Below are 13,224 nucleotides of genomic sequence, written 5' to 3'. Positions count from 1 at the left end.
CAGCCTAACCACCGACATAGGTGCGGTGGTCAGGCCAGCAGGTGCTTGAACGCCTCGAGGTTGCGGGTGGATTCACCGCGCGAAATTCGCCACTCCCATTCCTTCTTCATCGAGGTCAGGAAGCCGAGCACCAACAGGTCGTTGAAGGGCTCGTCCGCTGCACGCAGGACGGCACCGAGCAGCTTGTCGAGGTAGGTCTCGTCGACGGCGGCGAGCGGGACGCGTCCGCCGACGTACACGTCGCCGGAGGCATCGATCGAGTACGCGAGACCTGGCAGCTTGAGGTTGCGGCGCAACAGGAACTTGTAGAAGTCGAGGTGGTTCTCATCAGGCTGCCGGATGACGAATGCGGCTGTGATCAGATCGTTCTCACCGACCGTGAGGGACGTGACCGTCTTCAGCTTCTTCTCCCCCGGGAGGGTGACGACGTACTCGCCGTCGTTGACCCCGGCCTCCCAGTCCAGTTCGTTGTCGGCCAGCACCCCTTCCAGGACCGCCACGACGTCGTCGCGCAGGCTCACGGCACTACCGCAGTCGGCACCGTCGCGAAGTCGAGGTGCGTGTCATACGGACGCGGCGGCGCCTCACAGGCGTGCCGGTAGACGTCGAACAGCTTGTCGGTCGTCGCATCCCAGGAGAACTCGCGGGCCCGCGCAATCGCGTTGTCGCTCATTGTTTTCCGCCTCTCGTCGTCGTCCAGCAGGTCGGCGAGGACCGACGCCCACTCGTCGGGATCGTGCGAGTCGACCAGCACTCCCCCGTCGCCCACTGCCGTCGGGAGCCCACCGACGTTCGCAGCGACCACCGGTGTGCCGCACGCCATGGACTCGATCGCGACCAGGCCGAAGGATTCGGAGTGGGAGGGCACGACGGTCAGGTCGGCGGCCGCGAACCAGCGGGCAAGTTCGGTGCGGCTCTGCGGAGGCACGAACTGCACGACGTCGGCGACGCCGAGTTCGCGCGCCATCGCCTGCAGCGCACGGGGACGCTCCCGCCCGCTGCCACTCGGACCGCCGAGGATCGCGACCACTGTCCGGCCGCGGCGCTCAGGTTCGCGTTCGATCATCCTCGCGACGGCCTTGACCAGCACGTCCGGGGCCTTGAGCGGCTGGATGCGTCCGACGAACAGCAGCACATCGGCGTCCTCGGGCAGCCCCAGTTCGCGGCGGCACGCCGACTTGTCGGCCGGCCGCAGGACGTCGAGGTCGACGCCCGGGGGCACGACGCGGACCCGTTCGGGATCGGCGTCGTACAACTCCACGAGTTCGCGGGCTTCGGTATCGGTGTTGGCGATCAACCAACCGGCCACCTTGACGACCTGCTCCTCGCCGATCTCGCGACCCTTGGGTTCGGGCCGATCGCCTGCTGCGAGAGCACGATTCTTGACGCGGCTCATCGTGTGCATGGTGTGGACCAACGGCACGTTCCACCGGTCGGCGGCCAGCCAGCCGACCTGACCGGACAGCCAATAGTGGGAGTGGACCAGGTCGTAATGCCCCTCCGGGCTGATGGCGACGAATCGCATCACTCCCGCCGCGAACGCGCACAGTTGTCCGGGCAGGTCCTCCTTGTCGAGACCCTCGTACGGCCCGGCGTCGATGTGTCGCACGATCACGTTGGGTGCGAGGGTGACGACCTCCGCCAGGCTCGCGGACGTCCGACGGGTGAAGATCTCGACCTCGACGCCCCGCGCACCCAGCCGCTTCGCGGTCTCCACCACGTACACGTTGAGCCCGCCCGCGTCGCCCGTACCGGGCTGGTCGAGCGGCGAGGTGTGGACGCTGATCATCGCCACCCGCTGCACCGGGCATCCGCTGGACTCGGTCATGCGGCTCAGTCTCTCACCCGGGCAAGTCGTCCGGTCGTGGTCTCGATCGCGGCGCTCGCCCCACGGGGCTCGCACCCGGTCGACCACCGCCTGAGTGGCTCGTATCTAGGCTGAGCGGGTGGCCTCTGCACGTCCGGTGGGCGCGATCACGCGCGGCACCACGAACCCCAATCGCCTGCGCCGGTGCGACCGGTGGCTGGTGGCCACCCAGCGACATCGCCTGACGGCCCCGCTCGGCGCGCCCCTGGTGGTGGATCTCGGGTACGGCGCATCACCGGTCACCGCCGTGGAACTACGCGACCGGCTCCGCGCCGTACGCCCGGATGTCCGGGTCGTCGGAGTCGAGATCGACCCCGCCAGGGTGCGCGCGGCGCAGCACCTGCAGGACGACACGCTCAGCTTTCGCATCGGCGGATTCGAGCTGCCGGTGGACGGGAAGGTCGACGTGGTCCGCGCGTTCAACGTGCTGCGCCAGTACGACGAGTCCGAGGTGGAGTCTTCGTGGAGCCTTGTGCAAAAACGTCTTTCACCGACCGGGATCTTCGTCGACGGGACCTGCGACGAGATCGGGCGACTGGCCACCTGGGTGACGCTCGACCGTCGCTCACCGCTGAGCTTGACCTTCTCCTGGCGGCTCGGGGGGCTGGACACACCGTCGGTGATCGCCGAACGTCTGCCCAAGGCACTGATCCACCGCAACGTGCCGGGTGAACCGATCCACGAGTTTGTGCGGACCTTCGACCGTGCGTGGGCGACGGCTGCGCCGCACGGTTCGTTCGGTGCACGGCAACGCTTCCTGGCGGCGGTCGACACCATCCGTGCAGACGGCTGGCCCGTCCTGCACGGGCGTAGTCGCCACAGGCTCGGCGAACTCAGCGTGGAATGGTCTGCGGTCGCCCCGAATCGGAGGTGATCAGCCCACGAGTCCGGTGGTCGCCACGTACGCGGTGCCGTCGCCCGAGCAGTGCAGGTGGTCGACGGATGCCGGAACGAAACACGACTGTGCCGGACCCAACTCGATCTGCTCGACACCGTCGTCGAGCGTGATCTTTCCTCCGATGCAGAGCACGATGCGCGGCTTGTTACGTCCTGGTGCTTCTTCAGGTTGTGTACCCGGGTTCACTTGGTGCAGTTGGAAATACGGCACATCGACCGGGAAGCTGTGCACTCGAACACCCGACGGCGGTTCCTCCACCACAACGGGGCGGTGGACGTCGACGATACGGAGCAGTTCGGTGATGTCGATGCGTTTGGGAGTCAGGCCGGCTCGGACGACGTTGTCGGAATTGGCGAGGATCTCGACCGTCACCCCGTGCACTGCGGCGTGCAGCACTCCTGCTGGCAGGAACACGTAACTGTTCGCGGGCACGACGTGGTGCCTCATGGTCAGCAGCACCGCCGCGCCGACGTCGCCGGGGAACTGGGCGGCAATGCGGTGGATGGCCTCGTAGTGCGGGTGGTCTCGTCGGTCACCACATGCCCGGACGACCTCTTCGGTGAGCTCGCGCTGAACCGACTCCTCGGCCTGCAGGATCGACCGGAGCAACTGCTTGACGCCCGAGCCGGCCGCGGCCTCGATCAGTTCCCCGAACCGTTGACACTGCAGTTCCCCTGCCGCGGAACGGATCTCGTCGAAGGCGAGCGTCCCGGCGAACATCTCGAACTCGGTGACCGTGAGCCAGGCCTCCGGCTTCGGCCAGTTGTCGACATAGGTGCCGGTGGGCGCGGTCAGCGCTTCCTCACGGCTGGGATGCGCCTGGATCGACAACGCCTGCTCCGGTGCGAGCAGCTTGAGCAGGAACGGCAGTCGACGCTGGAACTGAGTCACGGTCGTCTCACCGAGCATGCCGATCGGGTCGGCAGCGATGAGCTTGTCCAACGTTGTGCGGTCGTCGTGGTGACCGACGACGCAGGGCGACGCCTCGTGTGCACCCATCCACATCTCGGCCTCGGGGGACTCGGTCGGCGAGGGCCGTCCGGCCAGTTCGGCCAGCGCCGTGCGCGACCCCCACGCGTAATCCCGGATGCGTGGTTCGAGCCGGACGATCATGCGAGGAAGTCTCGCACGAGCTCTCGTACGCGAGCCCGATGACTCCACAGGATCCCGCCTGCTGGGAGCACCTCGAGCCGGGCGTTCGGGATCAGGTCGGCGATCTCACGCGAGACCCACAGCGGGTGCGCGGGATCGTCCTCCTGGCCGAGCACGAGCACCTGCGCCTGCACCGCCTGCAGTGATCGACGGTCGTGCACCGCGGTCGCGTGTGGGATCGTCCGCAACGCACGGGACACGTCTGTCCGGACGATCGTGTGTGCCTGGTCCATACACCAGTTACGCACGACGGGATCGTCCCGGTGCTCCCCCGGCTGTTCCAGCAGCAACAACTCGAAGACACCGTCGACGTCGTGCTCGTCGGCGAACCGGCCCATCTCCAGCAATCGCTCGAGGGCGACGTCGGTGCGGGGTGTGTCAAGCACGGCAGGCAGCGCCAGCACAATGCGTTCGAAGCGGTCGGGCACCCGCTCGAGAAGGTGAGCGATCGCGCCGGCTCCCATGCTGACGCCCAACGCCCGGGTGGCGTCGACGTGCGTGGCCACAGCGTCGAGTTCGTCGGCCAGCGCGGTGTAGGTCCACGCCGATTCCGGCGAGGACGAGGCACCGTGGCCGCGGAAGTGGAAGTACGCCTGGCGTCCGGGCACGCCGGAGCCGAAAGGGCGCGTGGTCGATATCGAACCTGCGAGCCCGTGGGCGAAGACGGTGACTGGTTCGTCACGTCCGACCAGCAGGTACTCGATGCCGCCTTCGGACGTCGACAGGATGCAGGTGCGGGTGCTCACCATCGTCCGCGGGAACCGCCACCGCGGCGGGACTCGACCTGTCGCAACGCCGGACGGACGTCGGCGAGGTACACCCCGGCAGCCACGATCGCGATGATGCCGAAGAGGTTGAGCGGTGACTGGATCACCAGCAGCGCGAACACCGCAGCCAGGCCCGTGATCAACAACCAGCGTTGCTTGGTCATCTTGTCGGCGGCTCGGAACGCATCCTCGCGGCGACGCAGCGCATCGACGAACGCGAAGGCCGTGGTGGCCATCAGGGCGAGGCCGAGCAGCAGCGCGACGGTGGACTGGATGCGAAAAAGAGGTTCGAGCACGTCACCAGCCTAAACGTCGAACGTCGCCGATGTCCGCCGCTCAGACGTCGACGACGACGGTGAACGGTCCGTCGTTGACCAGCGACACCTGCATCATCGCGCCGAAACGTCCGGTGGCGACCTCGACCCCGGCGGCAACCAGCGCAGCGACGAGATCCTCGATGAGGGGTTCGGCGACCTGGCCGGGGGCGGCTGCGCTCCAAGAGGGACGTCGACCCTTGCGGGTGCTGCCGTACACGGTGAACTGCGAGACCACCAGCACTGGCGCACCGGCGTCCAGCACGGACTGCTCGTCGGCGAGGATGCGCAGCTCGCCGATCTTGCGAGCCATCGCGGCGACCTGTTCGGCACCGTCCTCGTGGGTGACACCGACCAGCGCCACCAGACCGGGACGATCGATGGCACCGACTGTCTCCCCTTCGACAGTCACTTCCGCGTGGGTGACCCGCTGCAGCACTGCCCGCATCAGACCGCCCGCACCGCACCGACCGGCTGCCCGTGGCCGAGGATCGGCGCGCTCGCAAGACGTTCGAGCACCTCTGCTTCCACCCCCAACTCGCGCAGTGCCGCTGCGGCAACCACCGGACGGGCCCGTTGGCCGCCGTCCGCGATCTTGACGACCACGCCACGACCGTCCGGGAGCCCGATCGCGTAGACCGCCTCGGCACCGTCCTTGGCCACCAGCCCCGGGACGCAGCGGATCAGATCGGTGACGTCGCGTCGGGTGCCACCGAGAAACTCGGGAAACTCGCGGATCGCTTGTGCGACAACACGTTCCGGGCCGTCCGTGGCGGCCGCAAGGCGGCCGAACGCACGCGCCAGACCGAGCGGCGAAACCGCCATCACCGGAGCCCCGCAACCGTCGATCCCGGTCGCGGCGACGGACTCGCCGCACAGGTCGGCGAGCGCGTCCGCCATCGCGACCTGCAACGGATGGGACGGGTCCCGATACGTGGCGGTGTCCCAGTCGTTCACCACACACGTGGCGAGCATCGCAGCGTGTTTGCCCGAACAGTTCTGGGCGATGGACGTCGGTTCGTGGCCGGCCGCGAGCCATTCGCGCCTGGCCTGCTCGTCGTACGGCAGATCGGGGGTGTTCTGCAGGTCGTCCTCGGAAAGGCCGGCGCCGGCAAGGATGCGGCGCACGCCGTCGAGGTGGAAATCCTCACCCGAATGACTGGCGCTCGCCAGCGCCAGCAGGTCGGCGGGCAGGTCGAGTCCGGACCGCACCATCGCGAGCGCCTGGATCGGCTTGTTCGACGAGCGGGGAAAGTGCGGCGCGCTCGCGTCACCTCGTTCGAACAGCACCGAGCCCTGCGCGTCGACGGCCACGACGATGCCGCGGTGCACCGACTCCACGAATCCACTGCGTTCGACGACTGCGACGATGGGGGCTTCGGAGAGTGCTTGCTGCGATCGTTGAGTCACGCAGGCGAGGCTAACGACGAAGCCCCCACCGGGGCGAGGTGGGGGCTTCGTCGTTTCTGCTCAGTCGAGCAGGGTCGGTTGTCTTCAGGCGTTGCTGTTCGCCGAAGCAGCCTTCTTGGCCGGAGCCTTGCGGGCCGTGGTCTTGCGAGCAGTGGCCTTCTTGGCGACGGTCTTGCGCGCCGGACGCTTGGTGGCAGCGCCCTCCTTGGCGGCGTTGCTGCGGACCTCGGCGCGAGCCTCGTCCTCGACCTTGCCGGCGACGTCGGCGACGACCTTGGCGGCGTCCTTGCGGCCGGCCGCGAGGGTCGAGACGGCGGTGGTCTGCGCGTCCTTGGCGGTCTTGCGAGCGGTGCTGCGAACGTCCTTGGCCTGCTGGCGCGCGGTGGTCTCGATCCCGTCGACCTGCTTGCGCAGCGACTTCACGACCTTCTCGCCGCGCTTGGCGAGGGTGACGTACTGGTCGCCGGCCTCGATGCTGGCGTCGTCGATGACCTTGGTCGCGGTCGCGGGCAGCGCCTCGACCTGTTCGCGGACATCGGCGATCTGCTTGGTGAAGCGAACCTGCACGGCGGACGGCTTGAGCTCGGCACCGACGGTCAGCGCACGGTCACGGACGGTGGTGTAGACCGTGTCCGCAGCGCCGACGGCGGCGTACAGCGGGGTGGCTCCGGTGATGGACTTCTTGAGGTCGAACTTGGTGGCCATGGCCACTCCTTCCGGTTCGGTTATCTGGAGTATGTGCTGCCGATGCGGCCGGCGGATCAGTCCTCGGTGAACGATGCGTAAAGATCGAGGAGAACCTTGCGCTGCTTGTCCGAAAGGAGCGGGTCGGACTTGATCGCCACACGGGTGTCGATCAGCGTCTCGGTCTCGCCTGCTTCGTCCAAGAATCCGGCCTGCACGTACAACTGCTCGGCCGAGATCCGCAAACCCTTGGCCAGCGCCTGGAGTATCTCCGCGCTCGGCTTCTTCAGTCCCCGCTCGATCTGGCTGAGGTAGGGGTTGGAGATTCCCGAGCGTTCGGCCAGCTGCCGCAAGGACAACTGCGCCTGCTGGCGCTGGTCCTTGAGGTAACCGCCGAGATCGCTGACGGGGTTCGGAGTCATGTCTTCATCATGCTTGCTGCAGTTAGCACTTTGCAAGCCAGAGCAAGCGTGAGACGAGTCACACCGGTGGACTGTGTCGTCAGGCCCGCACGATCGGCGTCTGCGCCGCAGTCACATCGCCCGCGCGCAGCACGGCCTCCACCGGCACATTGCGCTTGACGACGGCCAGCGCGATCGGCCCTTCCTCGTGATGACGGGCCACCGAGGTCAGTCGTCCGACGGCCCGTTCGTTCGCGGGCGCGAACAACTCGGCGCCCGGGTCGGGCAATACGTGGCCCGAACCGTCGAGATGCAGGAAGACGAGGCGGCGCGGTGGCTTGCCGAGGTTGTGCACCCGCGCGACGGTCTCCTGGCCGCGGTAGCACCCCTTGTGCAGATGCAGTGAAGTGCGTAGCCAATCCAACTCGTGCGGAATCGTGCGGTGGTCGGTGTCGACCAGGTGCCGCGGACGCCACTGGCTCACCCGCAACGCCTCTGCCGCCCAGGTGCCCGCGAGCGAACGTTCACGCACGACGGATTCCAGTTCATCGCGCGGAACGATCAGTTCACGCCACGCGCGACCGAACGCCGGGTGCGGCTCGACGTCGCAGTAGGCAGCCGTGTCCGGGCCGAGGTCGGGCCACGGGTCCACCCAGGCAAGCATCTCGACCGCCTCTGTCGACGGGTCGCCGAGCACCGCGAAATCGGCGCTGCGGTCGGCCACCTCGACGCGGAGCATGAACTGCATCGACCGCAACCAGGTCACCAGCGCCTCGGCGGTGCCCGGCTCCACGGTGATCCAGATGGTCTCCCCGTCGTCGATCAGGTGCAGGTCGTGCTCGACATGACCGTGTGGACTGAGCACCAGCGACTCGGTACTCACTCCCGGCTGCAGGTCGTCCAGCTTCTGCGTGGTGATCGAGTGCAACCAACTGCGACGGTCCGGCCCGCTCACGGTGACCACGCCCCGGTTGCTCAGGTCGACCAGGGCCTGCCTCGCCTCCAACAGTCGCTGTTCACGCATCGGGTCGCCGTAGTGCGCCGCCACGCCGGCGTCGAGCCCGTCGGCCTCGACCGCCTTCGGGCGATCCAGGAGCGGGGAGCGGTAATCGTCGAGCTTCGCAGCGTTCACGTGATCAGCGTACGTCCGCGTGCGCCTGCCTAGACTGGCGACCATGACCGACCCGTACGAGCCCACCGGACCCGCGAGCGACCGCCCGTCCGGCGACGCCGACCGCGACGACCGGTTGACGCCCCGTGACTCTCGGGGACACCACCGTGCGGTGGCCGCAGGCACCGGTGAAGGCCCGTCCGACGAAGCGGACCCCGCTGCTCACGACGAGCCGGACGACGTCGAGGAGCCGAAGAAGAGGGCCGGCTGCCTGAAGGTCGGTTGTCTGACCCTGCTGACGATGTTCGTGATCAGCGCGCTGGCCGTGGGTGGGTTCGCCGCGTACCTGAACTGGAAACTCGACAACAACATCCAGCGGTCGGACATGATCCCGGACGATGCCGGCCAGCCGACGCGCAAATCCGAGGCGGGCGAGGCCCTCAACATCCTGCTGATGGGTTCCGACTCTCGCAGTAAGGACCTCAACGACTCCAGCCGGTCCGATGTCATCCAACTGGTGCACATCAGCGACGACCGCAAGAGCGTCCAGGTCATCCATTTCCCGCGTGACCTTTACGTGTCCATCCCCGGGCACGGTAAGAACAAGATCAACGCGGCGTACGCGTATGGTGGCGAGAAGCTGCTCATCCTGACCCTGCAGAACCTGCTCGGCGTCAAGATCGACCACGCCGCTCAGATCGGCTTCGAGGGATTCGGCAAACTGACGAACACCGTCGGTGGTGTCGACGTCTACGTGCCGCAGCAGTACAACGACGGCAGGCAGACCTGGACAGTCGGCCGGCATCACATGGACGGCGAGCAGGCTCTCAGATTCGTCCGCCAGCGCTACCAGTTGCGAGAAGGCGACATCGACCGCGGACGCAACCAGCAGGCCTGGATCAAGGCCGTGATGGCCAAGACGCTGAAGGCCGGCACCCTGCTGAACCCGGTCAAGCTCAACAAGATGGTCGACGACCTCACCGCCGACAAGAATCTTCGGGTCGACGAGGACATGCAGGTGCAGAGCATCGGCCTCAGTCTGCGCAACCTACGGATGAGCGGCGTCACCTTCTACACCGCGCCGTTCACCGGCCTGGGAAGTGACCCGAGGGCCGGGTCGATCGTGATCGCCGATGAGGCGAAGATCAAGCGCCTCGGGGCGGCCGTCGCCAACGACGACTTCAGCAACTACAGCGTCTCCACCAACGCGCTGCAGTAACTGCAGCAACACTCTTCAGACCCCACGACCGAGGAAGGCACCTTCATGCCGATCGAGATCGACCCCGACATGCCGCGCGACCTGGCTCCCCTGGCCTGGCTGATCGGACGCTGGGAGGGCGCCGGCGTGGTCGGCTACCCGACCATCGAGTCCGCGAACTTCGGCCAGGAGATCCACTGCTTCCACGACGGCCGCCCTTTCCTGGAGTGGCACAGCCGTACCTGGCTGCTGGATCAGGAGGGCAACAAAGTGCGTCCGTTGGCGACCGAGCTCGGATTCTGGCGTCCGCTGCCTGACAACGAGGTCGAGCTGGTGCTCACCCACCCGTTCGGCGTCGTCGAGCTGTACTACGGCCGCACGTCCCCTGCGAAGATAGAACTTCGCACCGACGGTGTGCTGCGCAGCCCGAGCGCCAAGGAGTACTCCGCGGGCGCCCGGATGTACGGCTACGTCAACTCGAATCTGATGTGGGCCATGGACATGGCAGCGATGGGTGAACCGTTGCAGAGCCACGTGTCCGCCGAACTCAAGCGGGTCGCCAACCACTGACCCTTCGCCGACCGGTGCCCGCTCAGCGGGTCAGGGCCCAGACCACGGCGAACGGCACGATCCCGACCACCAGGACGCTCCCTGCGCCGAGGGCGACCGCGGCCGGCGCCTCGGACGCGCGTGGCAGTGAGCCCACCACGCGACGCAAGGCGTGTGCAATGCCACACGCGGCGAGCGCACTGAGCATCGGTGCGTTCCAAGGGGTTTCGCTGAGCACGCCGAGCGCGGCTCCGGCCGCCACGGCCAGCAGGAGACTGATCGGCAGCGACCATTCACCCAGCGTCCGGCCGCCGAGGAAGAAATCGACGACCACACCGACGGCCACGCCGAGACAGGCCGCGTAGGTGACGAACTTCGCGTCGAACTCGACCAGGGTGCTCAGGTGGAACGCGCCGACGGCGAGCACGGCAAGCCCGAACACCGCGCCTGCGATCGAGAGAGTCAGTGAACGCCGACCATCACTGCGAAGGAGTTCGTGCAGGAACGCCACCATCAGACCGATCGCGAGCGCCGTCGTCAGCCAACGAAGGCCGTGCGAACGGGGCGCGAGCAGTTCGACGACGCCGATCCCGACCAGTCCGGCGAGCAGGACAGCCGAACTGCCCGGTGGGCGAGGCAGATCCAGCAGGATCGGCCAGCCCCACGCGACGGCAACGCCGCAGGCGATCAGCGCGAGGGCCAACGGGAGCGCACCGCCGTAGGTGCCGAGTGCGACGGCCGCGCCGGCAGCGAGTCCGGAGACGACGGTCAGGGCGCCCGGGCTCGGGCGTTCCTCGACGTCTTCCTGGTCGCTGTGTCGCACGGCGGACATCATGGCAGCCCGGGTGGCCGCTGACTCACTCATGGGCTGCGTGTCATCCGCCGGCGAAGGGCGGCAACACCTCGATGACGTCGGACGGCCCGACCTCATGGGAGGCCTCCACCCGGCGACCGTCGACGAGCAACGCGCAGTGCGGGACGACGGAGGCGAGCGCCGGACGCTGCTGGATCACGAGTTCGAGGGCCTGGGCGACGGTGGCGGCCTCGACCGCTTCGGTCTCCACCCCGGCCGCTGCCTTGGCACCGGCCCAATAACGCATCGTCGGCATGACCCCAGCGTACGGCCCGAGGTCGGCTACTCCTGGTGTCGCACCGGCACACCGACGAAAGTGCGCCGGAAGTGACGCAGATTACTGACGCGCAGCCGCTGTCGAACCTACTCTGGTCTGTCATGGCCAACCTGCTGCTGCTCACCGACGCCCGCGGGGCGAGCGTCGAGGTGCTGCCGGCTTTGGCCCTGCTGGGTCACCGGGTCCGGATCCTGCCCGCGGTGACCGACGTACTGGTCGACCCACCCCCGAGTGACGCCGTGCTGCTCGATGCTCGCCGCGATCTGGTCGGGGCCCGGACGATGGCCAGGTTTCTGCGCGGAGCCGGCTCGACCGATCCCGTCCTCGGTATCTTCACCGAAGGCGGGCTGGCCGCGGTCAACGCCGACTGGCAACTCGACGACGTGCTGCTCGACAGTGCAGGTCCGGCCGAAGTCGAGGCACGTCTGCGTCTGGCACTGTCGAGCCGACCCGAGCAGGAGGAGGAGAACCTCACCAAGATCGTGGTCGGCGACCTGGTCATCGACGAACAGGCGTACTCGGTGCGCGTCGGACGCACCATGCTCGATCTCACTTACAAGGAGTTCGAGCTGCTGAAGCAGTTGGCGGCCCACCCGGGACGCGTGTTCACCCGCGCGCAGTTGCTGCAGGAGGTGTGGGGATACGACTACTTCGGGGGCACCCGCACAGTCGACGTGCACGTGCGTCGCCTGCGCGCCAAGCTCGGACCGGAGAACGAGTCGTTCATCGGGACGGTCCGTAACGTCGGGTATCGATTCGCCGGGCCGCGCGAGGCGCGCGGCAGTGACGAGAAGACCTCCGAGATCGATCAGAGCGAGCACGCCGACACCTGACCGCTCTGACCCGGACGTGGTGGAATCGGAGCATGGACCATCCAGCACTTTCAGACGTCGTGACCCTTGCCGCCGCTGCCGAAGCCGTCGACGGTGTCGCCCCGCTGTCGGAGGCCACCTTCCTCGCCCTTGACGCCCCTGCGTCCGATCAGGAGCTGCACGGCTACGTACAGGGAGCGGGCGGCCTGGACGCCTACTCCCACCTGCGGCTGGAGGATGACGGCACCGCCTGGGCCGAGATCGTGGTCCATCCTCGCGCCCGCCGCCACGGCCACGCGAGTCGTTTCCTGGAGTTCGTCCGTAACCAGAATCCGCAGGTTCGGGTGTGGGCGCACGGTGATGTTCCGGCCGCGCAGGAGACCGCGAGACACCGAGGGATGCAGGTCGTCCGCGACCTGTGGGTGATGTCCCGTCCGGTCGACGACAGCATCACGGATCCTGTTGTGCCCGAAGGTTTTTCGACCCGCTCCTTCCGGCCCGGTGATGAGGAGGACTGGCTCGCGGTCAACGCACGCGCGTTCGCGCACCACCCCGAGCAGGGACGGATGACCTTGCCCGACCTGCAGGCGCGCATGGCGGAGCCGTGGTTCGACCCGTCCGGCCTGCTGTTGGTCTTCGACGACGCGACCGGCCGGCTCGCGGCCAGCCACTGGACCAAGATCGCCGAGCCGTCGAGTGGCGTCGGCGAGGTGTATGTGGTGGCCGTCGACCCCGAGTTCCAGGGGCGCGGCCTCGGCGGTTACGTCACCTCGATCGGGTTGGCACACCTGCGGGACAAGGCAGTTCGGGAGATCGAGTTGTACGTCGAGGGCGACAACGAGCCGGCGATCGCCACCTACCGCCGTCGCGGATTCGAGCGGTCTGCGCAGGACGTCATGTACGCCTGGCCCGGACAGGCCTGACACCATGG

General features: G+C 67.6%; 17 protein-coding genes. 5 read left to right on the top strand and 12 right to left on the bottom strand.

Annotated features, from left to right (window positions below; translation table 11 throughout):
* Positions 1-29: 29 nt before the first annotated feature.
* Both MF407_RS01960 and mshA read right to left on the bottom strand, forming a co-directional pair.
* Positions 30-521 (bottom strand): YbjN domain-containing protein, encoded by a 492-nt coding sequence (locus MF407_RS01960; RefSeq protein ID WP_168990134.1) that lies wholly within the window; start codon positions 519-521, stop codon positions 30-32.
* Positions 518-1,828 carry a D-inositol-3-phosphate glycosyltransferase gene (gene mshA, locus MF407_RS01955; protein ID WP_239701064.1) on the bottom strand — a complete coding sequence of 437 codons (1,311 nt, stop codon included), beginning with the start codon at positions 1,826-1,828 and terminating at the stop codon, positions 518-520. The genes MF407_RS01960 and mshA overlap by 4 nt, the downstream gene beginning before the upstream one ends.
* A gap of 118 nt (positions 1,829-1,946) precedes the next feature.
* Here mshA and MF407_RS01950 point away from each other — a divergent pair, with 118 nt between their 5' ends.
* Positions 1,947-2,741: a class I SAM-dependent methyltransferase gene (locus MF407_RS01950; protein WP_239701063.1), complete on the top strand. Its 795-nt coding sequence runs from the start codon at positions 1,947-1,949 to the stop codon at positions 2,739-2,741.
* On the opposite strand, the gene manA is transcribed toward MF407_RS01950, so the two are convergent.
* From manA to MF407_RS01910, 8 genes are all read right to left on the bottom strand, one after another.
* A complete protein-coding gene (manA, locus tag MF407_RS01945; protein ID WP_129624609.1) occupies positions 2,742-3,878 on the bottom strand; it encodes a mannose-6-phosphate isomerase, class I in 1,137 nt (378 codons plus the stop codon).
* Positions 3,875-4,666, bottom strand: a complete 792-nt coding sequence (locus MF407_RS01940; RefSeq protein WP_129624610.1) for an alpha/beta hydrolase — start codon at positions 4,664-4,666, stop codon at positions 3,875-3,877. The genes manA and MF407_RS01940 overlap by 4 nt, the downstream gene beginning before the upstream one ends.
* Positions 4,660-4,980, bottom strand: coding sequence for a DUF2516 family protein (locus tag MF407_RS01935; protein WP_239701062.1), 321 nt, complete (start codon positions 4,978-4,980; stop codon positions 4,660-4,662). The genes MF407_RS01940 and MF407_RS01935 overlap by 7 nt, the downstream gene beginning before the upstream one ends.
* Positions 4,981-5,020: 40 nt before the next feature.
* A complete protein-coding gene (dtd, locus tag MF407_RS01930) occupies positions 5,021-5,446 on the bottom strand; it encodes a D-aminoacyl-tRNA deacylase (protein ID WP_239701061.1) in 426 nt (141 codons plus the stop codon).
* The gene (locus MF407_RS01925) at positions 5,446-6,408 is read right to left on the bottom strand and encodes an asparaginase (protein ID WP_239701060.1); all 963 of its coding nucleotides are present in this window, start codon (positions 6,406-6,408) and stop codon (positions 5,446-5,448) included. The genes dtd and MF407_RS01925 overlap by 1 nt, the downstream gene beginning before the upstream one ends.
* Before the next feature lie 84 nt (positions 6,409-6,492).
* Positions 6,493-7,113, bottom strand: coding sequence for a hypothetical protein (locus MF407_RS01920; RefSeq protein ID WP_239701059.1), 621 nt, complete (start codon positions 7,111-7,113; stop codon positions 6,493-6,495).
* A gap of 56 nt (positions 7,114-7,169) precedes the next feature.
* On the bottom strand, positions 7,170-7,514 hold the full coding sequence (locus MF407_RS01915; protein WP_129624613.1) for a helix-turn-helix transcriptional regulator: 345 nt from the start codon (positions 7,512-7,514) through the stop codon (positions 7,170-7,172).
* Between the two features lie 79 nt (positions 7,515-7,593).
* A complete protein-coding gene (locus MF407_RS01910) occupies positions 7,594-8,625 on the bottom strand; it encodes a folate-binding protein (protein WP_239701058.1) in 1,032 nt (343 codons plus the stop codon).
* Between the two features lie 43 nt (positions 8,626-8,668).
* Here MF407_RS01910 and MF407_RS01905 point away from each other — a divergent pair, with 43 nt between their 5' ends.
* Together MF407_RS01905 and MF407_RS01900 are read left to right on the top strand one after the other, a co-directional pair.
* Positions 8,669-9,823 carry an LCP family protein gene (locus MF407_RS01905; protein ID WP_239701057.1) on the top strand — a complete coding sequence of 385 codons (1,155 nt, stop codon included), beginning with the start codon at positions 8,669-8,671 and terminating at the stop codon, positions 9,821-9,823.
* A gap of 45 nt (positions 9,824-9,868) precedes the next feature.
* Positions 9,869-10,372 carry an FABP family protein gene (locus MF407_RS01900; RefSeq protein WP_129624616.1) on the top strand — a complete coding sequence of 168 codons (504 nt, stop codon included), beginning with the start codon at positions 9,869-9,871 and terminating at the stop codon, positions 10,370-10,372.
* A gap of 22 nt (positions 10,373-10,394) precedes the next feature.
* Here MF407_RS01900 and MF407_RS01895 read toward each other — a convergent pair whose 3' ends face one another.
* The gene (locus MF407_RS01895; RefSeq protein WP_129624617.1) at positions 10,395-11,216 is read right to left on the bottom strand and encodes a hypothetical protein; all 822 of its coding nucleotides are present in this window, start codon (positions 11,214-11,216) and stop codon (positions 10,395-10,397) included.
* Positions 11,217-11,226: 10 nt separating this feature from the next.
* Entirely contained in the window at positions 11,227-11,460 is a 234-nt protein-coding gene (locus MF407_RS01890) for a MoaD/ThiS family protein (protein WP_129624618.1), read from the bottom strand.
* Positions 11,461-11,582: 122 nt separating this feature from the next.
* On the opposite strand from MF407_RS01890, the gene MF407_RS01885 reads away from it, so the two are divergent.
* Positions 11,583-12,314 carry a response regulator transcription factor gene (locus tag MF407_RS01885; protein WP_239701055.1) on the top strand — a complete coding sequence of 244 codons (732 nt, stop codon included), beginning with the start codon at positions 11,583-11,585 and terminating at the stop codon, positions 12,312-12,314.
* 32 nt (positions 12,315-12,346) lie between these two features.
* Positions 12,347-13,216 (top strand): mycothiol synthase, encoded by an 870-nt coding sequence (gene mshD / locus MF407_RS01880; protein WP_239701053.1) that lies wholly within the window; start codon positions 12,347-12,349, stop codon positions 13,214-13,216.
* Positions 13,217-13,224 lie beyond the last annotated feature (8 nt).

This window comes from Yimella sp. NH-Cas1 (genome assembly GCF_022359705.1).
Taxonomy (GTDB): Bacteria; Actinomycetota; Actinomycetes; order Actinomycetales; family Dermatophilaceae; genus Yimella; species Yimella lutea.
Note: the sequence above shows the minus strand (reverse complement) of the source record. Positions and strands in the feature narration are given on the sequence as shown.

What these genes read in the sequence shown, in the direction of transcription:
- MF407_RS01885 (WP_239701055.1), top strand. Translation starts at nt 11,583, where the DNA reads ATGGCCAACCTGCTGCTGCTCACCGACGCCCGCGGGGCGAGCGTCGAG.
- MF407_RS01940 (WP_129624610.1), bottom strand. Translation starts at nt 4,666, where the DNA reads ATGGTGAGCACCCGCACCTGCATCCTGTCGACGTCCGAAGGCGGCATC.
- mshD (WP_239701053.1), top strand. Translation starts at nt 12,347, where the DNA reads ATGGACCATCCAGCACTTTCAGACGTCGTGACCCTTGCCGCCGCTGCC.
- manA (WP_129624609.1), bottom strand. Translation starts at nt 3,878, where the DNA reads ATGATCGTCCGGCTCGAACCACGCATCCGGGATTACGCGTGGGGGTCG.
- MF407_RS01905 (WP_239701057.1), top strand. Translation starts at nt 8,669, where the DNA reads ATGACCGACCCGTACGAGCCCACCGGACCCGCGAGCGACCGCCCGTCC.
- MF407_RS01890 (WP_129624618.1), bottom strand. Translation starts at nt 11,460, where the DNA reads ATGCCGACGATGCGTTATTGGGCCGGTGCCAAGGCAGCGGCCGGGGTG.
- dtd (WP_239701061.1), bottom strand. Translation starts at nt 5,446, where the DNA reads ATGCGGGCAGTGCTGCAGCGGGTCACCCACGCGGAAGTGACTGTCGAA.
- MF407_RS01915 (WP_129624613.1), bottom strand. Translation starts at nt 7,514, where the DNA reads ATGACTCCGAACCCCGTCAGCGATCTCGGCGGTTACCTCAAGGACCAG.
- MF407_RS01900 (WP_129624616.1), top strand. Translation starts at nt 9,869, where the DNA reads ATGCCGATCGAGATCGACCCCGACATGCCGCGCGACCTGGCTCCCCTG.
- MF407_RS01920 (WP_239701059.1), bottom strand. Translation starts at nt 7,113, where the DNA reads ATGGCCACCAAGTTCGACCTCAAGAAGTCCATCACCGGAGCCACCCCG.
- MF407_RS01895 (WP_129624617.1), bottom strand. Translation starts at nt 11,216, where the DNA reads ATGAGTGAGTCAGCGGCCACCCGGGCTGCCATGATGTCCGCCGTGCGA.
- mshA (WP_239701064.1), bottom strand. Translation starts at nt 1,828, where the DNA reads ATGACCGAGTCCAGCGGATGCCCGGTGCAGCGGGTGGCGATGATCAGC.